General features: G+C 58.2%; 22 protein-coding genes and 7 pseudogenes. 9 read left to right on the top strand and 20 right to left on the bottom strand.

The window, feature by feature from the left end; genetic code table 11:
* Positions 1 to 40: 40 nt before the first annotated feature.
* Positions 41 to 1341 (bottom strand): annotated as a pseudogene (gene purB / locus RBB80_RS15870) (adenylosuccinate lyase).
* 411 nt (positions 1342 to 1752) lie between these two features.
* Positions 1753 to 2006: pseudogene (locus RBB80_RS15875) on the bottom strand (glutaredoxin family protein).
* Positions 2007 to 2067: 61 nt separating this feature from the next.
* On the opposite strand from RBB80_RS15875, the gene RBB80_RS15880 reads away from it, so the two are divergent.
* Positions 2068 to 2568, top strand: coding sequence for a DinB family protein (locus tag RBB80_RS15880; RefSeq protein ID WP_433969298.1), 501 nt, complete (start codon positions 2068 to 2070; stop codon positions 2566 to 2568).
* Between the two features lie 118 nt (positions 2569 to 2686).
* Here RBB80_RS15880 and RBB80_RS15885 read toward each other — a convergent pair whose 3' ends face one another.
* The 5 genes from RBB80_RS15885 to RBB80_RS15905 are packed head-to-tail and all read right to left on the bottom strand — an operon-like array spanning position 2687 to position 6098.
* Entirely contained in the window at positions 2687 to 3460 is a 774-nt protein-coding gene (locus RBB80_RS15885) for an SDR family NAD(P)-dependent oxidoreductase (RefSeq protein WP_433969299.1), read from the bottom strand.
* Positions 3433 to 3858, bottom strand: coding sequence for a DUF3175 domain-containing protein (locus RBB80_RS15890; RefSeq protein WP_433969301.1), 426 nt, complete (start codon positions 3856 to 3858; stop codon positions 3433 to 3435). The genes RBB80_RS15885 and RBB80_RS15890 overlap by 28 nt, the downstream gene beginning before the upstream one ends.
* The gene (tadA, locus tag RBB80_RS15895; protein WP_433969302.1) at positions 3825 to 4385 is read right to left on the bottom strand and encodes a tRNA adenosine(34) deaminase TadA; all 561 of its coding nucleotides are present in this window, start codon (positions 4383 to 4385) and stop codon (positions 3825 to 3827) included. The genes RBB80_RS15890 and tadA overlap by 34 nt, the downstream gene beginning before the upstream one ends.
* A 37-nt stretch (positions 4386 to 4422) precedes the next feature.
* Positions 4423 to 5037 (bottom strand): HD domain-containing protein, encoded by a 615-nt coding sequence (locus tag RBB80_RS15900; RefSeq protein WP_433969304.1) that lies wholly within the window; start codon positions 5035 to 5037, stop codon positions 4423 to 4425.
* Positions 5034 to 6098, bottom strand: coding sequence for an agmatine deiminase family protein (locus tag RBB80_RS15905; RefSeq protein ID WP_433969705.1), 1065 nt, complete (start codon positions 6096 to 6098; stop codon positions 5034 to 5036). Before RBB80_RS15905 ends, RBB80_RS15900 begins: the two co-directional genes overlap by 4 nt.
* A gap of 654 nt (positions 6099 to 6752) precedes the next feature.
* Here RBB80_RS15905 and RBB80_RS15910 point away from each other — a divergent pair.
* Positions 6753 to 7712, top strand: coding sequence for an IS5 family transposase (locus tag RBB80_RS15910; RefSeq protein WP_433964127.1), 960 nt, complete (start codon positions 6753 to 6755; stop codon positions 7710 to 7712).
* Positions 7713 to 7907: 195 nt separating this feature from the next.
* A complete protein-coding gene (locus RBB80_RS15915; protein WP_433969306.1) occupies positions 7908 to 9605 on the top strand; it encodes a cytochrome-c peroxidase in 1698 nt (565 codons plus the stop codon).
* A gap of 31 nt (positions 9606 to 9636) precedes the next feature.
* Here the strand turns inward: RBB80_RS15915 and RBB80_RS15920 are convergent, their stop codons facing one another.
* Both RBB80_RS15920 and RBB80_RS15925 read right to left on the bottom strand, forming a co-directional pair.
* The gene (locus tag RBB80_RS15920) at positions 9637 to 10584 is read right to left on the bottom strand and encodes a carbon-nitrogen hydrolase (protein ID WP_433969308.1); all 948 of its coding nucleotides are present in this window, start codon (positions 10582 to 10584) and stop codon (positions 9637 to 9639) included.
* A gap of 216 nt (positions 10585 to 10800) precedes the next feature.
* Positions 10801 to 11859 (bottom strand): aldo/keto reductase, encoded by a 1059-nt coding sequence (locus RBB80_RS15925; protein WP_433969310.1) that lies wholly within the window; start codon positions 11857 to 11859, stop codon positions 10801 to 10803.
* Positions 11860 to 12121: 262 nt separating this feature from the next.
* Between RBB80_RS15925 and RBB80_RS15930 the strand changes: the two genes are divergently transcribed.
* The 5 genes and pseudogenes from RBB80_RS15930 (at position 12122) to mdh (ending at position 17983) form a co-directional block, all read left to right on the top strand.
* Positions 12122 to 13552, top strand: coding sequence for a glutamine synthetase family protein (locus RBB80_RS15930; protein WP_433969707.1), 1431 nt, complete (start codon positions 12122 to 12124; stop codon positions 13550 to 13552).
* 98 nt (positions 13553 to 13650) lie between these two features.
* Complete coding sequence (locus tag RBB80_RS15935; RefSeq protein ID WP_433969311.1) at positions 13651 to 14217, top strand: hypothetical protein; 567 nt, start codon at positions 13651 to 13653, stop codon at positions 14215 to 14217.
* A 415-nt stretch (positions 14218 to 14632) separates the two neighbouring features.
* The gene (locus RBB80_RS15940) at positions 14633 to 15406 is read left to right on the top strand and encodes an SIMPL domain-containing protein (RefSeq protein WP_433969313.1); all 774 of its coding nucleotides are present in this window, start codon (positions 14633 to 14635) and stop codon (positions 15404 to 15406) included.
* 87 nt (positions 15407 to 15493) lie between these two features.
* Positions 15494 to 16894 carry an NADP-dependent isocitrate dehydrogenase gene (locus RBB80_RS15945; RefSeq protein ID WP_433969708.1) on the top strand — a complete coding sequence of 467 codons (1401 nt, stop codon included), beginning with the start codon at positions 15494 to 15496 and terminating at the stop codon, positions 16892 to 16894.
* A gap of 160 nt (positions 16895 to 17054) precedes the next feature.
* Positions 17055 to 17983: pseudogene (mdh, locus tag RBB80_RS15950) on the top strand (malate dehydrogenase).
* A 67-nt stretch (positions 17984 to 18050) separates the two neighbouring features.
* On the opposite strand, the gene RBB80_RS15955 reads toward mdh, so the two are convergent.
* The 6 genes and pseudogenes from RBB80_RS15955 to RBB80_RS15980 all read right to left on the bottom strand — a co-directional run bounded on the left by RBB80_RS15955 (position 18051) and on the right by RBB80_RS15980 (position 22020).
* Positions 18051 to 18320, bottom strand: coding sequence for a hypothetical protein (locus tag RBB80_RS15955; RefSeq protein WP_433969314.1), 270 nt, complete (start codon positions 18318 to 18320; stop codon positions 18051 to 18053).
* 90 nt (positions 18321 to 18410) lie between these two features.
* On the bottom strand, positions 18411 to 18932 hold the full coding sequence (locus tag RBB80_RS15960) for a peptidylprolyl isomerase (protein WP_433969316.1): 522 nt from the start codon (positions 18930 to 18932) through the stop codon (positions 18411 to 18413).
* Positions 18933 to 19019: 87 nt separating this feature from the next.
* Positions 19020 to 19322, bottom strand: a complete 303-nt coding sequence (locus RBB80_RS15965) for a peptidylprolyl isomerase (RefSeq protein WP_433969317.1) — start codon at positions 19320 to 19322, stop codon at positions 19020 to 19022.
* A 92-nt stretch (positions 19323 to 19414) separates the two neighbouring features.
* A pseudogene (locus tag RBB80_RS15970) lies at positions 19415 to 19780 on the bottom strand (peptidylprolyl isomerase); the annotation flags it as partial.
* A gap of 63 nt (positions 19781 to 19843) precedes the next feature.
* The gene (locus RBB80_RS15975; RefSeq protein ID WP_433969319.1) at positions 19844 to 20401 is read right to left on the bottom strand and encodes a DUF1440 domain-containing protein; all 558 of its coding nucleotides are present in this window, start codon (positions 20399 to 20401) and stop codon (positions 19844 to 19846) included.
* 399 nt (positions 20402 to 20800) lie between these two features.
* A pseudogene (locus RBB80_RS15980) lies at positions 20801 to 22020 on the bottom strand (dipeptidase).
* A 342-nt stretch (positions 22021 to 22362) separates the two neighbouring features.
* Here RBB80_RS15980 and RBB80_RS15985 point away from each other — a divergent pair.
* A complete protein-coding gene (locus RBB80_RS15985; RefSeq protein WP_433969321.1) occupies positions 22363 to 22563 on the top strand; it encodes a hypothetical protein in 201 nt (66 codons plus the stop codon).
* A 77-nt stretch (positions 22564 to 22640) separates the two neighbouring features.
* Here RBB80_RS15985 and RBB80_RS15990 read toward each other — a convergent pair.
* From RBB80_RS15990 to RBB80_RS16010, 5 genes and pseudogenes are all read right to left on the bottom strand, one after another.
* Positions 22641 to 23034 (bottom strand): annotated as a pseudogene (locus RBB80_RS15990) (GlcG/HbpS family heme-binding protein).
* Between the two features lie 106 nt (positions 23035 to 23140).
* Positions 23141 to 23347 (bottom strand): hypothetical protein, encoded by a 207-nt coding sequence (locus RBB80_RS15995; protein ID WP_433969322.1) that lies wholly within the window; start codon positions 23345 to 23347, stop codon positions 23141 to 23143.
* 144 nt (positions 23348 to 23491) lie between these two features.
* A pseudogene (sdhB, locus tag RBB80_RS16000) lies at positions 23492 to 24240 on the bottom strand (succinate dehydrogenase iron-sulfur subunit).
* Between the two features lie 96 nt (positions 24241 to 24336).
* Positions 24337 to 24537, bottom strand: a complete 201-nt coding sequence (locus tag RBB80_RS16005; protein ID WP_433969324.1) for a hypothetical protein — start codon at positions 24535 to 24537, stop codon at positions 24337 to 24339.
* 58 nt (positions 24538 to 24595) lie between these two features.
* Positions 24596 to 24925, bottom strand: coding sequence for a hypothetical protein (locus RBB80_RS16010; protein ID WP_433969326.1), 330 nt, complete (start codon positions 24923 to 24925; stop codon positions 24596 to 24598).
* Positions 24926 to 24929: the final 4 nt, after the last annotated feature.

The raw sequence follows: 24929 nt of genomic DNA on the forward strand, positions 1-24929 counted from the left end.
CAATGGATGGGGAAGAATATTCGTCCTGGTAAGAAAAGGCCTATTGGTTGAGGACGCGGGCGAAGATGGCGTCTACATTAGCTAGCTGGCGGTTGTAGTCGAAGGCTCGGGCGAGTTTTTCGGGGGAGAGGCGACTGGCGATCTCGGGGACTTTCGCGATCTCGTCGCGGAAGATGAGGTCGTTCTGCCAGGAGTTCATGGCGTGGCCCTGGACGAGGCGGTAGGCGTCTTCGCGGGACATGCCGGATTCGGCGAGGTCGAGCAGGAGTTGTCCGGAGAAGATGAGGCCTCCGGTGGATTCGAGGTTCTTGAGCATGCGGGTGGGGTAGACGAGGAGTTTGGCGATGAGGTTTTCGGTTTTGGCGAGGAGGTAGTCGGCGAGGATGGTGGAGTCGGGGAGGATGACGCGCTCGGCAGAAGAGTGAGAGATGTCGCGCTCGTGCCAGAGGGCTACATTTTCGAAGGCAGTTTGGGCGTTGGCGCGGATGACGCGGGCGAGGCCGGAGATCTGTTCGCTGGTGATGGGGTTGCGCTTGTGGGGCATGGCGCTGGAGCCCTTTTGTTTTTCGGAGAAGAACTCCTCGGCTTCGCGGACCTCGGTGCGCTGGAGGTGGCGGATCTCGGTGGCGATCTTGTCGAGCGTGCTGGCGAGGACGGCGAGGGTGGAGATGTAGGCGGCGTGACGGTCGCGCTGGACTACCTGTGTAGCGATCGCTACGGGTTTGAGACCAAGTTGGTTACAAATGGCTTCTTCGTGTTCGGGCTTGAGGTGGCCGAAGGTGCCGACTGCTCCGGAGAGCTTGCCTACGCGGAGGTCTTCGGCGGCGGCGTCGAAGCGGGTGAGGTTGCGCTGCATCTCGGAGTACCAGAGGAGCAGCTTGAGGCCGAAGGTGGAGGGTTCGGCGTGGATGCCGTGAGTGCGGCCTATGATGGGGGTGTGCTTGAATTCGATTGCGCGTTTTTTAGGGTTTCGGACAGGGTTACGATGCCGGCGCGGATGATGGCGGAGGCTTCTTTGAGCTGGAGCGATTGCGCGGTGTCTACGACGTCGGTGCTGGTGAGGCCGTAGTGGAGCCAGCGGGAGGCTTCGGGGTCGGCGATGTGCTCGGCTACGGTGGTGGTGAAGGCGATGACGTCGTGACGGACTTCGGCTTCGATCTCGTTGATGCGAGCTACGGTGAAGGCACCCTTGTCGCGGATGGTGTCGGCGGCGGACTGGGGGACGAGGCCGAACTTGGCGAGGGCCTGCGACGCGGCTACTTCTACGGTGAGCCAGCACTGATATTTGTTTTCGTCGGACCAGATGCGGCCTAGCTCGGGGCGTGTGTAGCGGGCGATCATGATGTTTCCTTCTATTGGTAAAGTCTGCGGCTGTACATTCGAATGCGTCGCTCTTGAATGGCGGTGTTGACCGCCGGACAAAGGCATATCTCAGGGCTGAACCTCGGATCTATTACAAAGCATCAGCGACCGGCAAAAGGGGACAGCGACTGCAGCGGCAAAGCAACTGCACCGGCAGAGCAACGGCAACCGCAACGGCAACAGCAACAGCAAACGCAGATCCCTACGGGATGACAAGCAAAAGAACTAGCAACTGCAACGGCAAACGCAACGGCAAACGCAACGGCAACAGCAGATCCCTGCGGGATGACAAGCCCAAGAACTAGCAACCGCAATTACAAAGGCAACAGCTTTAGGGCAGAGCGGGCGGCGTGTGCTTCGTGAGTGACTGTTGCCGACCGAGGAGAGCAGTTATTGACAGACGCCGAGGAGTTCGGCCATTTCGTCGTGGAGGAAGCCTTCGCCGGGGCGGTACGGCTGGACCCACTTGCCGTCGATGACGAACTGGGGAATGGCGCGTTTGCCTACATTGGCGATGACGAGGTCGGCGGCGCCGGGGTGTTCTCGATGTCGATCTCTTTGTAGGTAATGTTGTGGGTGGTGAGGAAGCGCTTGGCTTCGCGGCAGTCGCGGCACCAGGAGGCGGAGTAGACGGTCAGATCCATAGAGTTTTATTTTACCCGTTACCTGATGGGGACCGGGGCCGGTTGGACTACAATCGCGTCTATGTCGCAGCTTAAGGAACTTCTGCTTGCGCATACGGGGTACTCTGCGTGGGGAACACAGCGGGTTCTCGATGCCTGCGCCACGCTGACACCTGAGCAGCTTGATCAGGAACTGGGGGTGTCTCATTCGAGTATTCTGCGGACATTTCGTCACATTCATGACGGAGAGAGAGTTTGGCTTCGCAGGCTCGTGGACCCGGATAATGAAATGCTTCCGCGTGGCACCGCTCCGGAGCACTCGTTCGAGTTTCTGGTTCGATCGTGGCCAGAGGTGTGGGATGGGTATCGGAGATGGCTTGATTCTTCGTCTGAGGCCGATCTCACTTTGGAGCTTCTGACGGTGTTGCCTGACGGCGGGCGATTCTGTGTTCCACGATGGCAGATTGTGCTTCACGCCATTAACCACTGCAGCTATCATCGCGGCCAGATCGTTACTATGCTCCGCGGCTTTGGGGTGCAGCCGCCTAATACCGACCTGACTGCTTATTACGCGACTCGCTAAAGATCGGTTGTCCTGCCGGACGGGCCCGCTGCGCGCGGGGCGGCCACTTCGTGGCGGGTATACCTTGCTTGCTGCTGATTTACTGGCCGCTGGCCCTCCCGTTGGTCGGGATGTGGATTCATTGCTCGTGGTAGTTGCGGATTAGGCCGCCGTCGACGTAGTAGGTTGAGCCGGTGACGTAAGCGCCGTCGTCTGAGGCGAGGAAGAGGGCTACGCCAGAGACGTCTTCAGGTGTTCCCATGCGGCCTAACGGGATGTTTTTCAGAAGCGCGTCTAGTTGCGATTTATCGGCCATCAGCTTGGTGTTGATAGGGGTGGCGATGGCGCCGGGGGCGATGTTGTTGACGGTGATGTTGAGTGGGCCGAGTTCGACGGAGAGGTCGCGCATGAGCATGCGGATACCGCCTTTGGAGGCGCAGTAGGTGGAGAAGTTGGGGAAGACCATGTCTTCGTGGACGGAGGAGATGTTGAGGATGCGGCCGGGGAGTTTGGCGTCGCGGAGGCGGCGGACGAAGGCTTGTGTGAGGAAGAAGGCTCCCTTGAGGTTGACGTTGAGGACGGCGTCGTAGTCGGCTTCGGTGACGTCCCAGAACGCCGCTTCCTTCTCGATGCCCGCGTTGTTGACGAGGATGTCGCAGCGGCCCAGCTGAGTGTAGGCCTGATCGACGAGATTTTGCGTATCAGCGAGATTCGAGACGTCGGCTTTGACGAGGATGGTTTTTCCGCCGGCGGCTTCGGCTTTGGAGGCGGTCTCCTGGGCCTGATCGATGTGGTTGCGATAGTCGACGACGACGGAGGCGCCTTCGCTGGCGAAGCCGATGGCGATGGCTTGGCCGATGCCGGAACCGGAGCCGGTGACGATTGCTACTTTGCCTGCGAGACGACCTGACATGGAAGGCTCCTATTTCCTGGTGGTTTTTTTGGCGGGCGACTTTGCAGGGACTTTCTTTTTGCGGGAGCTTTCTTCGTGGCCTTCTTTGCCTGTTTCTTCGGAGCTTTCTTTGCGGATTTTGGAGTTGACTCTTCGGATTCTGGTTTTTGTTTGGCGATGATTTCGGAGAGAAGAGTTTTGGCTTTTTCTAGTTCGGCGTGGCGTTCCTGGGTGAGATTTTTTCCGGCGCGGTTGATGTAGAAGTTCAACATCTGCATGCCCGAGGCGGGACCTTTGGGAGAGACCTTCTTTGTGGCGAGGGCTTTAGCTATGGCTGACGCGCTCTTTTTGAAGAGGCCTTCGTCGGGATGGGTTGAGTCGGTGTCTACTTCTGCGGACCACTTCTTTTTTGTCGCCATGAGTGTCTCCTGCGATGCGTCGTAGGCCGCTGCTTCGCTTTGTAGGATGCGGGCCTGGGACTTTTCCTGGCGGCGCTTGCGGAAAAAGTTGTGAGGAGGGTGCCGCACTCTTCGGCGAGGAGGTTGGGTGTGACGTCGACTTTGTGGTTGAGCTGGGGGTGGTTCATGACGGAGAGGACGCTGCCGCAGGCTCCGGCTTTGGGGTCTGGGGCGGCGTAGACGAGGCGACTGACGCGTGCGTGGAGGATGGCTCCGGCGCACATGGCGCATGGTTCGAGGGTGACGTAAAGGGTGCAGTCTTCGAGGCGGTAGTTGCGGAGATGAAGGCCGGCGTGACGGAGTGCGACGATCTCGGCGTGGGCTGTGGGATCGCTGTCGCGCAGAACACGATTCTGGCCTCGGCCGATGATCTTGTCTCTGTGGACGACGATGGCGCCAACGGGGACTTCACCGTTTACTTCGGCGTCGTTGGCTTCAGCGATGGCTTCGCGGAGGTGGGCTTCGTCGTTTTCTGCAAAGAAGGGCATCGGAGGCTAGTTTAGCTTCGCTTCGTGCTGCCTGCGGCTAGTAGAGATTTGGGCCGGCCTCGGATTCAAGGGCATCGAGGAAGGATTGCATGATGTGAAAACGGGGTATGGCGAGGGCTCGGGAGGTGTCGAGTTTGAGCTGATCGGGGAGGGTGGCGAATTGTTTTTTGAGGGCGTGAAGGGCTTCGGTGAAGGTGCAGAAGCGGGTGTCGCTGCCTAGTTTGGCGAGGGTGCGGGTGATGCCTATGGCGCCGAGTTGCTCGAGGATGTCGGCGTCGCGCGCGATGGTGGCTTCGAGGGTGAGTGGCTTGTCTTGCGGTTGGTGGGTGCGGATGACTTCAAGGACGGCGGGGATTTTTTCTTCAGGGAAGCCGGCTTCTTGCAGGATGGCTGGTGCTTTGTCGATGACGTAGGCTACGTGGTCCCAGGTTTTGAGGGCTTCGGGTTCTTCGGGGCGGTGGCCAATGAAGACGCCGAGGTCGTGAAGCCAGACGGCGGCGAAGACTACGTCGTCGTCGTAGGTGCGGCCGTGCCCTATCTGCTGGGTGAGGGCGTAGAGGCGGGGCTGATGGCCGAACTTGTGGGTCGGGTTCGCATGGGAGGCGATGTAGTTCTCGATGGCGGCGCGGTAGGGCGTTGTATTGACCGTCATGCGGGCTCCTGTTGGCTGAGGCAGTGGAGTGTGCCGAGGCCCCAGACGAGGTCTACGGCGTGGATGCCGATGATTTCGCGGTCGGGGAAGCAGTCGGCGAGGATGTTGAGGGCGCGGCGGTCGTTGGGGTCGTTGAAGGTCGGGACCAGGACGAGGCCATTGGCGATGTAGAAGTTGGCGTAGCTGGCGGGCAGGCGCTGATTGTCGAAGATGACGGGGGCAGGCATGGGGAGCTCGACGATCTCAAAGGGCTGGTTTTCGAGATTGCGGAAGCTGCGGAGGCGGTCGAGGTTTTCGGCGAGGGGGAGGTGGTTTTCGTCGCGGATGTTGGGCTCGACTGCGGTGAGGATCTTGTCTGTCTTGCCATCCAGGCTTGGGACGAAGCGGGTGATGTCGTCGATGTGTCCGTGGGTGTCGTCGCCGGCGCAGCCTTTGTGAAGCCAGAGGACCTTTTCGATGCCGAGGTATTCGTGGAAGGCGTGCTCGAGACGCTGGCGGGTTTCGGATTCGTTGCCGAGACCAGGGTTGCGCTCCTGAATTTTGGAGAGGAGACACTCCTCGGTGGTGACGAGGAGGCCGGCGCCGTTGGTGTCGATGCTGCCGCCTTCGAGGACGAGTCGGTGGGTGGCGCCGTCGGGCAGCTGGACCTCGGGGCGGATCTGAGGGATGTCGTAGTGATGGGCGACGTGCATGGGGATCTGGTCGTCGCGTTGCCAGTTGTCGTATTTGGCCCAGGCGTTGAATTTCCAGTTGGTGGCGGCGAGGTCGCCGTGGGGATTTTTGACGAAGATGGGACCGGAGTCTCGGAGCCAGACGCGGTCGGTGGGCCATTGGTGGAAGTGGAGGCGGGCGAGGTTGGCGCCGGCGCGGCGGAGGAGGTTGGTGGCGCGGCGCTCGGCGGCGAGATCGTTGACGAGGATGTGGACGTCTTCCGCGCGGGAGAGGTGGCGGACGATCTCGGAGTAGACCCAGGGGATGGGTTGGAATTTGCCGGGCCAGTCCTCGGCGTTGTGCGGCCAGCCGATCCATGTGGCGGCGTGAGGGGCCCACTCGGCGGGCATGCGGTAGGTCGTCGGTTTGTCGCTGGTGGTGGTCACTTGGGTGCTGCTCCTTTGAGTTATGCTACTCGCGGTGGTGCCCCTCCCTCCCCGTCTAAAGTATGCAAAGTATTCCATCCAAAGTACTTTACTTTGTACTTTGGTGCGCGTATCAGCGGCAGAGTACCAGATTGGAGTTGATCTCTGGTGAATCGGACTCATGCTAAGCGACTACTTAAAGTATAGCTGGCGGGAGGTAACTGGTACGCCATGTGGATGTCGTTGATGGATGGGGGTTTGGGTGGGTTCAGGGGTTGACAGAGAAGCCCGCCTAAGCAAGACATCAGGAGAGGCGGAGCCTGTCTCTTTGAGCGTGCCTGCCGCACTGCTTTTGTCTTGACATTCCTTCTCTATAGACTCATAATCTCTCGGCACGTCACATAGGCCTAGTTGTTTCGGGTGATTTCCAGAGTCGGTTTTTCCAAGTGCGATTGAGTGATTTATTCGCTCCCCTTGTTTGATGAGCAACTCCCACGGTCCCCAGCGTTGCCTCCCTGTTCGGGTAAATAAATACGAGAAGGATCCGCGAAAGCGTTGCAGCGATCGCCTAGGGAGAGTCTGCACAAGTTCTGCATCGCTTGCCTGATTGATTAATCTGATAGCTGCGAGGAGATTGCGATGAAGCAGCAGAGTCTGTCGAGTCAGGGTGTGTTTGAGAAGTACGGGCGGAAGAGTCGGCGGGAGTTGTTTCTGGACGAGATGGAGCAGGTGGTTCCATGGTCTGCGCTGGAAGCCCTGGTACGACCGCACTATGCGAAGGCGGGCAAGGGACGGCAGCCGGTAGGGTTGGCGATCATGCTGCGGACTTACTTTGTGCAGCAGTGGTTCAATCTGTCGGACCCTGGGGTGGAAGAGGCGTTGTACGAGTCTGCGGCGCTGCGGCGGTTCGTTGGCGTGGACCTTGGGATTGCGCCTGCGCCGGATGAGACGACCATCCTGCGGTTCCGTCATCTGCTGGAGAGGCACGAGCTGGGCGGGTTGATGCTGGATGCGGTGAACGTGCATCTGGATGCCAGGGGCATCCGGATCGCGACGGGCACGATTGTCGATGCGACCATCCTGCATGCGCCTTCGTCGACCCAGAACGCGAGTGGCGAGCGCGACCCGGCGATGCACCAGACCAGGAAGGGCAACCAGTGGTACTTCGGCCTGAAGGCGCATATCGGCGTGGACGCGAGGGAGGGCATCGTCCACTCTGTGGCGACGAGCGCAGCCAGCGTGGCGGACTGCCACATGTTACCGGAACTGCTGCACGGCCAAGAGCGTAAGGTGTGGGGCGACGGCGGCTATCAGGGCCAGACCGACGCCATCCAAGAGGCCGCTCCGAAGGCACAGGACATGACCTGCAAGCGGACGAAGTTCAAAAACTATGTCGACGAGTTACAGAAAAAGAAGAACCGGAGTAAGTCGAGGGTGCGGGCCAAGGTAGAACATCCGTTCCGGATCCTGAAGCGCATCTTCGGCTTCGACAAAGTGAGATACAGAGGCATCGCGAAGAACCATCACCGCCTGTGCGCGAACTTCGCGCTGGTGAACCTGTACCTGCACCGCAAACGTCTGGCAGTCCTTGGGCAGTAGTGCGCCTGGAAGCCCCGGAAAACGGGCGGATGCGCGTTCCAATTAGCCCTCCAACAGCATCAAACCAACCAAAACCCGCGCATCTTCCATGCCCACTCCCTGACCCCAGAAAGTCAGACGCCTACGCAGAGGTTCCCTAGCCTGGACGAGCTATTCGTCCTGCCCGAACCCTAACGACGTAAATAGGGGTTCCCCATGAACCAGACTAGATTGCTAGCACTAGCCGCGGGCTGTGCGACGGTCGCGGCTGTCATGACCTTTTCCCATCACATCGTGCACGGGCAAACTGAAGCCGCGCAGGCATCGCCATCCGCCGCAACGGCCATACCGCCCTTCTCCGTGTGCAGCCGCAATGTGAACATTGCTTCGTTGCTCCCTGGCGGAGCCCACGAAGATCCGGATGTTGTGATAGCGGGTGCGTTTATCAGCCTCACTGAATCAAGCCTGCTGCAGCAGGTCGCACAGGCACCTTCGCTGGACCTGTATCACCAGCTCACGTTGCTTGGTAAAACCGAGATTTACGATATGAACCTGTCCCCCGCCAAGAACATTGCCTGCGCGACGTGCCATGTGCCGTATACAGGATTCAGAGGCGCTTCGAGCTTCGTCAATGCAACCATCGCCGCTCAACCTGGAGGGACTCCAATCACCAATGCAACTCCGCCAGAACCGAACTGGCGCATCGGTCCGAGAAATCCCCAAAGTTATGCGTACGCCGCCTTCGCCCCAATCCTGCACTACAACGCAACGCAGAATAGTTTCTATGGCGGCAATTTCTGGGATATGCGCGCCACTGGAATCCGCCTCGGCAATCCAGCGGCAGAACAGGCAGAAGGACCGCCGGTGAATCCCGTGGAGATGGGAAATATCGACACAGCATGCGTGGTTTGGAAGGCGTCAGAGAGCGAATATGCTTCGCTGATCACACTGATCTGGGGCGCTCAATCGTTCGCGATTCGATGGCCTTCCAATGTGGCCGCTGTATGCGCCAAGCCAGGTCCACCTCCGACGAACGATCCACTCCCGGTACATCTGAGCACTGTTGATCGGGGAACATCAGACACCACGTATGACCATATAGCGATGTCAATGGCATCGTATGAATCTTCCTCCGATGTCAGTGGTTTCTCCTCGAAGTTCGACGCCTATCTTGCCGGCAATGCAACCTTGACTCCCGCAGAACTGAACGGCTACACCTTGTTCAACGGCAAAGCGCGTTGCAATCAATGCCATCTGAGCGGCACTGCGGTAGGCTCGACCAACAGCCAGGCGGCGGCCGATGTGGGACCGCTCTTCACCGATTTCACGGCAAACAATATTGGTGTCCCCAAGAATCTGGCTCTTCCGTTCTATTGCGAGAGCAAGCCGGACCAGTTTGGATTTACCGCGAATCCCCAAGGCTTAGCCTTCGTCGATTTGGGAGTAGGGGGTTTTTTGAACGGCACGGGCGCTGCGCCCAATCCGAATACCCTGCAGTGGAAACAGCTCGCTCCACAGTTCAACGGTATGTTCCAGACGCCCACCGCGCGGAACGTCGACAAGAGGCCGCGGGTCGGTTTCGTGAAGGACTATATGCACAACGGGTATCTGAAGAGCCTGAAAGAAGTCGTTCACTTCTATAACACCTCACAGGCACTGCCGCGTTGCGCGCAAGGTTCACCCGGCGAGAAGGTAACCTGCTGGCCAGCGCCTGAGTTCCCGGGCACCCTGAACACGACACAGTTGGGCAATCTGGGCTTAACCAGCACTGAGGAAGACGAGGTCGTTGCCTTCCTTCAAACGCTAACGGATGGATTTGTCACCTCGCCAGCTACGTTTGCCCGTCCGGCGAAAAAGAATAGCGATCAACAGACAGACCTACGCCAAGCAGATCCTTCACTACGTGTAGAATGACGCCGTAGTGAAGGATCTGTGAAGTCGTGTTCTAGTCGATGAAGCGGCTGGTGATGCCGTTGTAGGCGTCGATGCGGCGGTCGCGGAGGAAGGGCCAGTTGCGGCGGGTGTCTTCCTGAAGCTTTAGGTCGATCTCGGCGATGAGGATCTCTTCTTTGTCGTGGCTGGCTTGCGCGATGACGCGGCCGAAGGGGTCGGCGATGAAGCTGCCACCCCAGAACTCTAGGCCGGATTGCGGGGTGTGGTCGCCGGGGCCGCGCATAGTCACTCCTTGATGAATGACGTCGCCGTGCTCGTGGCCTACGCGATTGACGGCGCCGACGAAGACGCCGTTGGAGATGGCGTGGGCGCGTTGGGTGGTCTGCCAGGCGGAGTACTGGGCGTCGCCGTACTCGGCTTTTTCGGATGGGTGCCAGCCGATGGCAGTGGGGTAGAAGAGAGTGTTCGCGCCGCGGAGGGCGGTCTCGCGGGCGGCTTCGGGGTACCACTGGTCCCAGCAGACGAGGGTGCCGATGTCTCCCTGAGTGGTCTTCATGGCTTTGAAGCCGAGGTCGCCGGGGGTGAAGTAGAACTTCTCGTAGTAGAGCGGGTCGTCGGGGATGTGCATCTTGCGGTAGATGCCCTTGATGCTGCCGTCGGTTTCGAGGATGGCGGCGGTGTTGTGGTAGAGTCCTGCTGCGCGGCGCTCGAAGAGGCTGGCGATGACGACTACTTTTTCTTCCTTCGCGATGGCGCTGAGACGCTCGGTGGAGGGGCCGGGGATGGACTCGGCGGTGTCGAAGAGGGCGTGCTCTTCGCGCTGGCAGAAGTACTGGGCGCGGAAGAGCTCGGGGAGGCAGATGACGTTGGCTCCGGCGCGGGCGGCTTCGCGGACACGGTCAGCGGCTTTGTCGAGGTTGGCGGCGGTGTCGGGGGCGCAGGACATCTGGATGAGTCCGATGCGTTTGTTCGGGGTGGTCTTGCTGTTGGTTGTTGTCATGATGATCCTGATTCAAGTTTATAGGCGTTTGTTGCGCGAGATGAGACTGTCGGCCGCCAGGGTATACGTAATTTGCGAGAGCTTAATCTTTGAGTGGTAGGCGCCTCGATGGAGCGGTTCGCGGCGGGCGAATGCCCCCATCTCAGAATCGAGATGTGGGGCACCCGGCTTTGGTTGCCGGAAGACGCTGACTCTCTGCCCGTGTCCTCTTGTGAGTTAGGTCTTTGGTGTGACTGGCACAGTGCGGGCTATCGGCTCTATGCGGTTGACGCTCTGGAAGGGAAGCATCCAGCCGGGGTACTCGGGTGGTAGTGCGCTGACTTCATCGAGCTGCTTGAGTTCGTCGGGCGTGAGCTTGAGGTCGACCGCGGCTAGGTTGTCTTCGAGCTGATCGAGGCGTTTGGCTCCGATGATGATGGAGGTGACGACGGGCTTTGCGAGCAGCCAGGCGAGAGAGATGCGGGCGGGGCTGCAGTTATGTGCTTTGGCGATGGGGGCCATGACGTCGAGGATGCGCCAGGTGCGCTCCTTGTCGACGATGGGGAAGTCGAACTCGGAGCGGCGGGAGCCTTCGGGGCGCTGGTTTTCGCGGGAGAACTTGCCGGAGAGAAGGCCGCCGGCGAGTGGGCTCCAGACGAGGAGGCCGGTCTTTTCGGCTTCGAGCAAGGGGACGAGATCGCGCTCGAGGTCGCGGCCTGCGATGGAGTAGTAGGCCTGGAGGGTGTCGAATCGGGCGAGGTTTTTGAACTGGGAGATGCCGAGGGCCTTGGCGATCTTCCAGGACTGCCAGTTGGAGACGCCGATGTAGCGGACCTTGCCTTGCTGGACGAGGGTGTCGAGGGCGCGGACGGTCTCTTCGATGGGGGTAACGGAGTCGTTGCCGTGGATCTGGTAGAGGTCGATGTGGTTGGTCTGGAGACGGCGGAGACTGGCGTCGACGGCGTCCATGATGTGGCCGCGGGAGGCACCGACGTCGTTGCGGCCGGGGCCGGTGCGGCCGAAGACCTTGGTGGCGATGACTACGCTGTGGCGGGGTATGTCGAGATTTTTGAGGGACTGGCCGAGGGACTTTTCACTCTCGCCTTCGGAGTAGACGTCGGCGGTATCGAAGAAGTTGATGCCTGCGTCGATGGAGGCCTTGATGAGTTGGTCGGCTCCGGCTTGGTCGACGGTGCCGATGGCTTTGAAGAGGCCGGTGCCTCCGTGGAAGGTCATGGTGCCGAAGCAGAGTGTTGAGACGAGGAGGCCGGTGTCGCCGAGAGTCTTGTATTGCATGGGTTTCCTTTTCGCCGAGGGTTCGGACAGCCAGGAGATTAGACGTTGTGACGGGGCGGCTCGATTCAGATGCTCGGAAGGCGGTTGTTGCGCGGTGTCTCTGTGCTGACTGGCGAAGTTTGCTTTATTGCCGGTGAATTTTCTGTTACTTTTGAGGTGTGGAGCGGTCCGATCACGATCAGGCACGCCCTCTTCCAATCACCTAAAAACATCTTTCCCAGCGGTTGCAGCAGGACGTGTATCTCATTGCAGAAGGAGTGTTATTTTGAGCGAATTTCGTGATTTTCTGGAGCTTTCGTATAGCGAACTCGAGGACCTGAACCTGGCGGCCAAGGAGCAGCGCAGGAACCGGGTTGCGGCCGATGTGATTCGTGAAGAGCGGTTGAAGTACCTGACCGATGAGAGGCGGATCAAGGCCGTGACGGTGTTGTTCAGCGATCTCGAAGGCCGTCTGCACATGCTGGACTACGACAAGAAGTTCCTGGTGAAGAGCTATGACAACCTCACGTTCGACGGCTCGTCGATTCGCGGATTTACGGCGCAGCGGGAGAGCGATCTGCGGCTGGGGATCGATTGGAGCGCGTTTTATTGGGTGCCGGCGGATGTGTTTGGCGCGGGCAAGGTGATGGTGTTCGGCGAGGTGATCGATAAGAACGGCGCGACGTACAGCGCGGATATTCGCGGAGTGCTCAAGCAGTTCTCGCAGGAGCTGTTCGACAAGAATGGCTACACGCTGAACGCGGCGAATGAGATTGAAGGCTTTCTGTTCGAAGGCATCGACGCAGAGCGAAGCTACCATGAGACGGACAGCTTTGAGTATGTGAACAAGGGCGGATACTATCATTCGCTTCCGGGAGATCCGCTGCGGGAGTTCATCGACACGACGGCTGAAGTTCAGCGCGCGATGGGTTTTGAGAATGAGAAGGACCATCCTGAGGTTGCGCCTTCGCAGTTTGAGATCAACTACAGCTATGGTGAGGTGGTTGCAGCTGCGGACCAGATTCAGCTTTATAAGCTGATCTGCCGGCAGGTTGCGACGCAGATGGGGATGACGGCGAGCTTTCTGCCGAAGCCGGTTGTTGGCGTGAACGGCAGCGGCATGCACACCAATGTCTCTATCACCAAGGGCGGGAAAAATCTTTTCTGGGATCCGAAGGGCGAAGAGAAGATCTCGAAGATGGCGTGGCAGTTTACGGATCGCATTTTGACGCATGGCAATGACATTTGCCTGCTGCTGAATGCCAGCGTGAATGCTTATCGACGGCTGGATCCCCACTTTGAGGCGCCGAATCAGATCAAGGCTTCGGCGACGGATCGCGGCTCGATGGTGCGGATTCCGATTGGAAATGAGAAGTCGGCGCGTGTGGAGGTTCGGTCGGTTGGGCCGGATGCGAATCCTTACCTGGTGCTGCACTCGATCTTCAGGAGCGGGCTGCATGGCGAGACTGCGAAGATCAAGAACCTGCGTCAGGCGGAGCGGTATCTGCCGGACAACATCTATACGGCGTTGGAGAACTTCCGCGCGGCGGAGTGGACGACGGAGTTGCTGGGCGAGGATGTGAAGGCTCGGTATGCCGATCTGAAGCAGGCTTCGGCGGATCGTTGCGCAAGGTTGCTGGGTACGATCGTGAAGGCGCCTGAGGTGCAGTTTCACCACGATGTTTATAACCAGCTGCTTTGGAATATCTTTTAGTGGTTGTTTCAGAGAGGGAAGGGCCGATGAGATCTCTTGTCGGTCCTTTTTCTTTTTCGATGGTTGCGAAAGATAGCGCATGCTAGAGTCTTAGCGATATGAAGACTTGGGCCTTGTTGAGTTTCACGGCTTGTGGAATTAGTTTGCTGCTTTGTGGTTGCGGTGGGGGAAGTACACCGGCGGTTGTAAGCCCGTTGGCGGGAAATTGGCTTCTTGTCGGGCCGATGCCGACGAATGAATTCTCGTTTCCTCCTCCTCCGTCGAGTGGGGTCAGACTTGCGATGACCTTTGATGTGGTGGGCGACCAAGTGATCGCGGGAGGTTTCGGTAGTAATTTCTGCGGCAACGTTCAGGCGGGGTTCGAATTTGGGGGCGTGGCAGCAGGGATTCTTGCTGCGGATGGGAGCTTTACGGCGACTCCGGCAAACACTCCTTTTGAAGCGATATCAATCAAGGGTACGGCTCCAAAGGCAAGCGGAGAGCCCTGGTCCGGAAGTTACACGGTGTCTTTGGGCGGCGCACATTTGCCTGCATGCGATGCGAATCTTTCAGGAACATTCACAGCGACATCGTTTCCATTGGTAAGCGGAGTCTATGTTGGAACAGGGACCACACTGGCTGGCACGAATGGCATTCCGAAGGCAGTGCCAGTGACACTCAAGTGACGTTGCAGCAGGGCGGCATCGTGACGAATCCGGGGAACGGAGCAGCTTCGAACTACTTTAGCAACGCTTTGCTCACAGGCAATATCAAGATCCAGGGATCTCCTTGCTTCAGTTCGGGCGCGACGCAATCCAGGCCTCCGAGTAGTGTCATCGGCAATATGGTGAGTGCAAGATTCCTGATGGATGACGGCTCTACGCTTAACCTTCTTGGCCCGTTGACCGATGTTACGGAAGGCCATATTTCTACAGGCCTCGTTCTGGTCCAGGAGGGAACTGCGGCGGTACCGCTCTCCTCGTCCCTGGGCTGGATCGTCAGAGTTGATTCGATCAAGAGATGCCTGGGCTTGTCGTTGACACGGGGATCGTGTTGCTGCATTCTGCTGCTGTTGTTCGGTGGAGGGTTTTCTCTTTGGACATGGAACGGTCTTCCTTGTTTGCTCCTGCGGCGGTGGTTGGAGTTTGTTTGCTGCTGGGACTGGTGGTGGGTGGATGGGTGCTGGGGTCGCAGATCAAAGACCTCAAGCTGGCAGACCGGTATGTGACGGTGAAGGGTCTGGTGGAGCGGACGGTGAAGTCTGATACGGCGATCTGGCCGGTGAGTTTCAAGGAGGCGGGGAACGATCTGCCGCAGGTGTTTGCGAAGAGTGAGACGGATAAGAACTCGGTGTTGAAGTTTTTTGCGACGCAGGGAGTTCAACCGAACGAGATCTCGGTGGGGCAGATCAAGGTAACGGACAAGCTGGCTAATGAATACGGCGGGAACAATACCGGGCCACGATACATCGTGGAGCAGACGGTGACGGTACAGTCGAAGGACGTGGATAGGATTGCAAAGGCGGGGCAGAAGACGGCGGAGCTGGTGCAGGCGGGGATTGTGGTCGGTGGAGGGAATGGGCAGGGTGGGATTCGGTATGAGTTTACGGGGCTGAATGCGCTGAAGCCGGACATGATTACAGAGGCGACGCGGAATGCAAGGGCTTCGGCGGATCGGTTTGCGGCGGACTCGGGAAGTCAGGTGGGGTCGATTCGTTCTGCGAATCAGGGAGTGCTTTCGATCTCGGCGGCGGATGGAGTTGAGAGTGGGGTTGTCGCACAGGATGAAGGCGGCACAGGCATGCCCAACTCGGACGCGAGCATCATGAAGAAAGTACGGGTGGTTTCGACGGTGGATTACTACCTCGTTCGATAAACGCACACGTATGCCGCATATCGGTTGCCACTCGTATTGCGTGAATGTTAGCCTCGGTCTTCGATTTCTTCTTCGGAGACGATGACGATGCAAACGAGCTACAACGGGATTCCAGTGCCGGCGAATGGGCAGGCGATCGAGTACAACAACGGGAAGTTTACGATTCCCGACCATCCGATTATTCCGTTCATCGAAGGGGATGGGACGGGGCGGGATATCTGGAAGGCGTCGCAGCGAGTGTTCGATGCTGCCGTGGCGAAGGCTTATGGTGGGAAGCGGTCAGTGGCGTGGTATGAGGTGCTGGCAGGGGAGAAGGCCTATCGCCAGACGAAGAACTGGTTGCCTGATGACACGGTGAAGGCTACGGTGGACTTTCGCGTGTCGATTAAGGGGCCGCTGACGACACCGGTGGGTGGCGGGATTCGCAGCCTGAATGTGGCGCTGCGGCAGTTGATGGATCTTTACCAGTGCGTGCGGCCGGTGAAGTACTACGCGGGTGTGCCTAGTCCAGTGAAACACCCGGAGAAACTTAATGTGGTGATCTTCCGGGAGAATACGGAGGATATTTATGCGGGGATCGAGTTTCGGCAGGGTACGCCTGAGGCTGACAAGTTCATCGCATTTGTGAACGACGACATGCTGAAGGGGACCAAGAAGAAGATTCGGCTGGATTCGGGTGTGGGGGTGAAGCCGATCTCGATTACGGGGTCGAAGCGTTTGGTGCGGGCGGCGATTCAGTACGCGCTGGACAACAAACGCAAGACGGTGACGCTGGTGCACAAGGGGAATATTCAGAAGTTCACCGAAGGTGCGTTTCGCGAGTGGGGGTATGAGGTCGCTTCACAGGAGTTTCGTGAGCAGACGGTGACCGAGCGCGAGAGTTGGATTCTGGGTAACGTCGAGGCGAATCCGAAGCTGACGCCGGAGGAGAATGCTGCGCTGATTGAGCCGGGCATCGAGTTTGCGGCGAAGGAGTTTGGTGAAGAGGTGATCGCTGAGGTGAAGTCGGTCCTGGCTTCAATTGGTGAGTCGCACGGTGCCGGCAAGTGGAAGACGAAGATCCTGATCAACGATCGGATTGCGGACTCGATCTTTCAGCAGATTATTTTGCGTCCTGAGGACTATAGCGTGCTGGCGACGACGAATCTGAATGGCGATTATATTTCGGATGCTGCTGCGGCTCAGGTCGGCGGATTGGGAATTGCACCCGGTGGGAATATCGGCGATGGGTATGCCGTGTTCGAGGCGACCCATGGCACGGCTCCGAAGTATGCGGACAAAGATGTGATCAACCCTGGGTCGGTGATTCTTTCGGGCGTGATGCTGTTTGATTTTCTAGGATGGACGGAGGCTGCGCGATTGATTGAGTCTTCGATGGAGAAGACAATTGCGCAGAAGTTTGTGACGTATGACTTTGAGCGCGGAATGCAAGGTGCGACGAAGGCAAAGACGAGTGAGTTTGCGACACGCATGATCGAGAATATGTAGTGGAGAGTGGGGATGGCTTGCTGTTTTGAGGCTGTCCCCATTTTCTTCGTTTCGAGTACTGTGCGGTATTCGTTCGGTTTGGGCGATATTGAACGCGCAGCCCGCGGCTCGACTCTAAAATAGAGAGTGATGGCGGTAGGCGACGCGATAAGGAGAGATGATGCGGAAGAAGGTAACGATCGTTGGTTCGGGGAACGTGGGAGCGACGGCTGCGCATTGGATTGCGGCGAAGGAGCTTGCGGATGTTGTGTTGCTCGATGTGGTGGAGGGGTGCCGCAAGGGAAGGCGCTCGATCTGTTGCAGGCGATGCCGATTGAGAAGCGCGATTGCAGCATTATCGGGACCAATGATTATGCGGATACGGCGAACTCCGATGTGGTGGTGATTACGGCGGGGATTGCGCGTAAGCCAGGGATGAGCCGTGATGACTTGCTGACGACGAATCATGGGATCATGTCGAAGGTTGTGGGCGAGGTGGTGAAGGCGTCACCGAATACGATCATCATCGTGGTGTCGAATCCGCTGGATGCTATGGCGCAGACTGCGTTCAAGCATGCGGGCTTTCCGCGCGAGCGCGTGATTGGAATGGCGGGAGTGCTGGACTCGGCGCGGTTCCGGACGTTTATTGCGGAGGAGTTGAAGGTGTCGGTGGAGAACGTTACGGCGTTTGTGCTGGGTGGGCATGGCGACACGATGGTGCCGTTGTCGCGCTACTCAACGATGGCGGGGATTCCGATTACGGAGTTGATTGCGCCTGATCGGCTGAAGGAGTTGGAGACGCGTACGGCCAATGGCGGCGCGGAGATCGTGAAGCATTTGAAGACGGGATCGGCTTACTATGCTCCGAGCGCTGCGGCGGTGGAGATGGTCGAGGCGATTCTAAAGGACAAGAAGAAGATTCTGCCTTGTGCGGCTTATCTGCAGGGAGAGTATGGGATCTCCGGGCTGTATGTGGGTGTGCCTTGCAAACTGGGGTCGAAGGGGATCGAGCAGATTATTGAGATCAAGCTGACGCCGGAGGAGCAGGCCGCGCTGCAGAAGAGTGCGGATTCGGTGAAGGAGCTTTGCACGGTGATTGGCGTGGCTTAGAAATACTCCATCTTGCTTACAACTTAGTCATAGAAAGGCCCACTCTGATGTGGGCTTTTCTATTTCCCTAAGTGTGAAACATGGAATATCCAAAGCAGGCCGTTGCGGCGCCTAATAACGCAAATGTCGCTATGAATCGCAGTACAATTTTCCGTTTCACGTCGCTGGCAGGATAACAATTTTTGTGAACCTGCCAAGCTGGAAGCCACCAAAAGCGGCTAAAGTTTTTATCGGGATTGGCCTGCCTGCTTTCATCGACAAGCTGCCAGATCGACAGCCAGATCGCTGCGTCGGAGACGGCGGAAGCCAGAAAGAGAACGTAACCCGCAAACTTCATTCGTGCTCCTGCCTGAAAACTTACCACGGAAATTCGCAACAAAAAGGCCCACTCGATTGAGTGGGCCTTTTGTTTGTTGCGCGTGTGAGTTTACGCTACTCGTTCGATGGTTACGGATTCGAGGACGACTGGGGTTTTGGGGCGGTCCATGCCGTCTTTGCTGACCTTGGAGATTTTTTCGACGATGTCGTAGCCTTCGACGACCTCACCGAAGATGGTGTGTTTGCCGGTGAGCCAGCTGGTGTCGGCTACGGTGATGAAGAACTGGCTGCCGTTGGTGTTCGGGCCGGCGTTGGCCATGGCTAGCTTTCCTTTTTCCTGGAAGCCATGCTTTGAGCCCTTGGTCTCGTCGGCGAACTTGTAGCCGGGGCCGCCCATGCCGGTGCCTTCGGGGTCGCCGCCCTGGATCATGAACTGAGGAATGACGCGGTGGAAGATGGTGCCGTCGTATAGCTTTGCGCCCTTCTTGCTGCGGCTGTTCCACTCCTTGGTGCCTTCGGCGAGGCCGATGAAGTTGGCTACGGTGTCGGGTGCATCCTTCTCGAAGAGCTCGCAGACGACAGTTCCTTCGCTGGTCTTGAATGTTGCATAGGTGCCTGGTTTGGTTGGCATATTCGAAATCTCCTTGCAGTGACAGTTTCAGGTTGATTGCTTTGTTAGCAGAAAGGCGTTCCCGTTGAGATCGCGGAGGCCGGAAGATTATTTGGGTGGCGCTGCTGTCGTTGCTGCAGGTGTCGCAGGAGCCGCCGGAGCGACGGGTAGCGGAGGCATGGGCTGACCCTCGCGGACGATGGTGACGCGATCGATGACGACCGGGGTAAGCGGCTTGTCGCTGGAGTTTCGATCGACGCGCGCGATGGAGGCTACGAGCAGGGCGGTGTGGGCGTCGCACTGGCCGAAGATGGTGTGCTTGCCGTTGAGCTGAGGGACCTCGGTTTCGGTGATGAAGAATTGTGAGCCGTTGGTGCCTCCGCCTGATGGGCCGGGTCCGGCGTTGGCCATGGCGAGGAGGCCGGGCTGGTCGAAGGTGAGGTCCGGTCGATCTCGTCCTGGAAGAAGTAGCCTGGGTCGCCGGTGCCGTCGCCTACGCGGTCGCCACCCTGGATCATGAAGTTGGGGATGACTCGGTGGAAGGCGGTGCCGTTGTAGAAGGGCTGATGGTGCATCTTCTGAAGGGTCTTCGGGTCGGTCCAGTCCTTGGTGCCTTCGGCGAGGCCGATGAAGTTGGCGACGGTGATGGGGGCCTGCTTGTCGTAGAGCTTGCAGGTGAGGCGGCCCATGGTGGTGTCGATGACCGCGGTGGGGCCGGTGGGGACGACGGTGGCCTTGACGTTGCTGGTGGTGCTTGGGGCGTCGGGGAGAGCATCGGCGGGAGGTGGTGGTGTCGACTGTGCTGGGGTCGACTGTGCCTGGACGGAGACGGCGAGTGCCAGGGAGAGAGCGAGAGTACGAAGCATCATGCGGTTTGTAGCTCCAACAAACAGGCTAACGCAGACTAGCGGCTGGGGCAATGTGGGCAATGTTTACAGAATGCGTCGAATGAGGCTGCGCACAAGTTCCAGGCAACCACCGTAGACGACGTGTGCGGCCCAGTGCTGGAGATGGTCGGTTGCTGAAGTGTCTGCTGAGGATGGCGAGAGCTGGAAGGCGGGTACGGCGACTTCGTCTGCGGCGAGGAAGAGAAGGGTACCGAAGCCTGTTCCCGCGCCGGTAGTGACTTCGGGGAGGAGTTCCGCTGAGACGCTGTAGACGACGCCCATCAGAGTGCCAAAGGTGTAGTGAACGGCCTGGCCGGCAGTCTTCTTTGCCTGGTCGTCGAGTTGGGTTCCCGAAACTTCCGCGATCTTACGAGCAACGATTTCGGTTGAGCCCTCTTGTTGAGCAGCCTGGCGTTCCTGTTGCTGCTGATCATGGACAATCTTGTCTTCTGGCTCTCCCCGGGTCAGTTTGATCTCTTTCTCAGCAGCTTTTTGGCCGGCTGCAACGAGCTTTTGAAACTGATCCATGATGAGTGTCGCGGTGATACCCGCGGCCAGTCCTGTGACGATTCCTCTTAGGACGGATGGTTTGTTTCGGCGCATGTGGTACCTCTTGCGGCTCAGATGCAAAAGCTTGTAACGGAGTTTGAGTTTCGGCATCTCACTGACAGGAGGATTTTGAGATGGCGAAGTTTGCGTTGTATGCAGAGCTTAAGGCGAAACCGGGAAAAGAAGCGGATGTTGAGGCTTTCCTGAAAAAGGTGCGGAGATGGCGAAGGCGGAGGCCGGGACCGTGCACTGGTATGGATTTAAGGAAGATAAGGGTGGGTTTTTGGTGTGTTCGACACCTTCAACGATGAAGCGGGACGCGATGCGCACTTAAACGGGGAGATCGCGAAGGCGCTGATGGCGAATGCGGAGACCTTGTTTTCGGAAGCTCCGAAGATTCACAAGATTAGTTTAATCGCGGAGAAGGTTTAGTTTTACTCTGCGTCGAAGTGACTACGGGTTGTGATCGGAGGCGGCTTGCACTTCGCGGAAGACGCGGAGCAGGTTGCCTCCGAGTAGTTTGTGCATGTCGTCGGCAGTGTAGCCGCGAGCCATGAGGGCGGCGGTGATCTTGGGGAGATCGGCTGCGGAGTCGATGCCGGCGGGAGGGACGGGGATGCCGTCGAAGTCGGTGCCGATGCCCACGTGGTCGATGCCTGCGATCTTGATGACGTGGTCGAAGTGGGCTATCAGGGAATCGAACGGTGCCCGTCCGATTCGGGCGGCGAACTCGCGGTCGACCTTGTCGGAGGCGGTGTAGGGGACGGGGAGACCCTTGGCTTTGTATTGGACGGCGAGGGCTTCCTGGGCCTTCCTGCGCTCGGGCTCCTGCGCGGCCCAGGCTTTGCGCCAGTCTTCGTCGATGAAGGCGGGGAAGAAGTTGACCATGACGACGCCGTTGTTCTTCTTCATGGCGAGGAGCATCTCGTCGGTCATGTTGCGCGCGGCGTGAGTAAGGGCGCGGGCGGAGGAGTGGGACGCGATGATTGGCGTGCGGGTAGTGGCGATGACGTCCCAGAAGGTTTTGTCGGAGACGTGGGAGATGTCGACCATCATGCCGAGGCGGTTCATTTCGGCGACGACTTGTTTGCCGAAGGGGTGAGGCCATTGTGGTGGTGAACTTTTTCGTCGTCGATGTCGCCGGAGGAGTCAGCCCAGTTGTTGGTGTTGGACCAGGTGAGGGTCATGTAACGAACGCCCAGGCGGTAGTAGTCGCGGAGGAGGCCGAGGTCGTTCTCGATGGAGTGGCCGCCTTCGATGCCCATGAGGACAGCGAATTTTCCTTGTGCGTGTGTGGTGATGATGTCATCGGCGGAGACGCAGAGTGCCAGTTTGTCGGGGTGTCTGCGGACTTGCTCGAGGGTGCCGTCGATGAGCGAGAGAGTGCGATGGGCGCTGGCGTTGGCGGGGTATTGGTTGGGGTCGACCCAGATGGAAAAGAACTGCGCGTCGAGGTTGCCTTGTTTGGCGCTTGAGTAGTTGAGCATGCCGCCGTTGAGAGGATCGGTGAAGTCCCATTGTTCGTCGACGAAGCGTTGGGGAGTGTCGGCGTGAGTGTCGATGACGATGGCGGATTGATGAACGGCGGCGGGATCGGTCATTAATTTTGTTTGGGTGTGGGCTTGCAAGGTGAGCAGGAGCAGCGCAGAGGCGAGGATGCCGCGTTTGTGCATGTTGGGTCGCCACTCTTTCCACTGATGGGATAGCCGATTGTAACAAGTGGAGATTTTGGATCAGGTTCGAATCCGTGGTCATTTTTCGTTATTTTTTGCGGGTGGAAAAAGCATGATTTTGGCGGGTAGTTCGAGAAAAGTGGGCGATTTGGTGTGGTGATTTTGTGGTGTGGTCGTGGTCAATTGTGCGGCTAACGTGGTGTTGTTGCATCACATTTTTGAGCGACGAAGAATGAGCCAGGTTTTTCCAAAGATTTTTATGTTTATTCGATGTTCCTAATGCTTGGGAGTCGGAGCAACCTACAGTCAGTGCGATGCCATCTGTCCAGGGAGAGGTGATGTATGGCACAGGGTATGAATTCTTCGAAGACCGGAGCACGTCCTTCCCACGAAGCGATTGAAGATGAGAGCACCGCGACAGAGGTCGGCAAGACCGATCAGCAGAAGATGGATCATGCTGGCATGGAGAGTGCCAAACGCGCTCAGAACCGGATTCACTCGAATGAAGAGACGACTCCGGCGAACTCTATCTTTTCGAAATAATTTCTTCGCTGAGCAGTAACGAGACGGAGATGCCCCGCGGGCCGGCGGGGCATCTCCGTTTTTATTTGGGCGTTTATTTAGAGAGCGGCTGCGCCGGCTTCGGCTACGGTGTGGTCCTGGACACCGGAGCCTCCACTGACTCCGATCGCACCTACTACTTTTCCTTCTTTCTTGAGAGGATGCCGCCGGCGAAGATCATGACCTTGCCGTCGTTGGAGGCGTGGATGCCGAAGAACTGATTGCCGGATTGCGAGTGCTCGGCGAGGTCTTTGGTGGCGATGTCGAAGGCGCGGGAGGTCCAGGCTTTTTGATGGAGATGTCGATGGAACCGAGCCAGGCGTTGTCCATGCGGACGTGGGCGATGAGGTTGCCGCCGGCGTCGGCTACGGCGATGTTCATGGGCTGACCGATTTCGGCGGCTTTCTTTTCGGCTGCGGCGATGATGCGACGGGCGTCTGCTAGTTGGATCATTTTTCTCCTGATGTGAGCTTATTGGTTTGACGCTTAGTTGCGTGAGGGTGACTAGCGTTTTCAAGGGGCGGGGCGAAATTTTACATTTCCCAGTCGAGGCGCTCGATTATCTGGTCGAACGCGATGAGGTTACGAGCTTTCCGATGCACGCGGTGATTAGGAGAGCGATGCCGAGTGCGGTGAAGCCGTACATGCCCAGGACAACTATGTACTTTGGTGTGCTGGGCCACGCTCCTCTGCCGTCGGTGAAGATGAAGGCTGCGTAGGAGAGTGCGGCGAAGAGGAAGGAAGCGCAGCTCAGTTTGATCAACATGCTGGATGCTTACGGTTTTACAGTTGAGGTGAAAGATAAGCAATCGCTGATGCTGGAAGAAATACAGGGATCCTTCGGCTGCGTGGCTCACAAAATGCCGTGAGCCACTTCGCTCAGGATGACGGCCTCACGAGAGGGATTTCGTTAGCGGGCGAAGAGATCTTTTACTTGCTGGATGAAGACGTCGCGGCCCATGTCGGAGATGGCTTCGGTGAGGGGGAGCTGTTTAGGGCAGGCCTGGACGCAGTTTTGTGCGAAGCCGCACTCCTGGATGCCGCCGTCTCCGGCTAAGGCGCGGAGACGCTCTTCTTTGAGGACAGAGCCGGAGGGGTCCATGTTGAAGAGCTTGGCCTGGGCTATGGTGGCTGCGCCGACGAAGTTGGTGACGTCGTTGAACTGGGGGCAGACCTCCATGCAGATGGTGCAGGAGATGCAGTTGGAGAGGGGTAGCGCTGCTCCTGGATCTGCGGGGCTTGCTTGGGGCCGGTGCCGAGGTCGTAGGTGCCGTCGATGGGGACCCAGGCTTTGACCTTCTTGAGGTTTTCAAAGAGGACGGAGCGGTCTACGGCGAGGTCGCGGACTACGGGGAACTTGCTGAGGGGAGCGAGGGTGATGGGCTGCTCGAGTTTGTCTACGAGGGCAGAGCAGGCCATGCGGGCTTTGCCGTTGATCAGCATGGCGCAGGAGCCGCAGATCTCTTCGAGGCAGTTGGAGTCGTAGGTGATTGGGGTGGTGGCGCGGCCGGAGACGTCGACGGGATTGAGCGCAATTTCGCCGAGGAGCGAGGTGATGTTCATACCGGGACGGTAGGGAATCTCGAACTTCTCGGTGATGGAGGGGGCGTCCGGGGTGGGCTGGCGCTTGATCTCGACTTTGATGGTGCTGGGTGCCATTCGATGCTCCTTAGGGCCTGCAGATATCCTGTGCCTTCGGCGTGGGGGTGAGCTGGAGGCGGTTGTTGCCGAGGATCGCAGTCGCTAAGGATGGAGCTAGAAGCTGCCGGTTTTGTGCAGGCGTTCTTTTTCCAGGGTTGCGACTGCTATGCCTTCTTCTTTGCTGATTGGAGGACGGCCCTTGAGGGCCATGGTCCGCTCGTTGGGGTGGAGGTGGGTGGTGTAGAGATACATATACGTCATGACCGCTGCGTATACGAGGGCAAGGGCGATGTAGACGAGAGTGATCGGTTCCATGCCGCATTAGACTGCTTAACCGGGTTTTGAGGCAACTCGTTCTTTGCATCTTATTTGCCTACGAACGCCTGAATTCCCACTTGCGGTCGGTTGAATTGAATACGAAGGTCGCACTGGCCCAATTCATATAACTAATTGCGTAGTGATGTGTATCACTAGCGTAGTAGCTCAGTCTGCCGGCGTTATAGGGATACTTTTCGCCAATCTCCTGCAAGGTTTGTGGAACGTGTCCCTCTTTTAATTCAAACGCATCAATCTTCTTCGCTAATGCTTCTCCTTGGTGTCTGACCGAATAATCGTCGAACCAGACATATCCCTGCGGTATCAACACGATTAGTAAAACGACCAATCCCGTGGCCAACAATGCGACTTTGATCGGCTTCTTCATAGGC

The organism is Tunturiibacter gelidiferens, from assembly GCF_051013345.1.
In the GTDB taxonomy this organism is placed as follows: domain Bacteria; phylum Acidobacteriota; class Terriglobia; order Terriglobales; family Acidobacteriaceae; genus Edaphobacter; species Edaphobacter gelidiferens_A.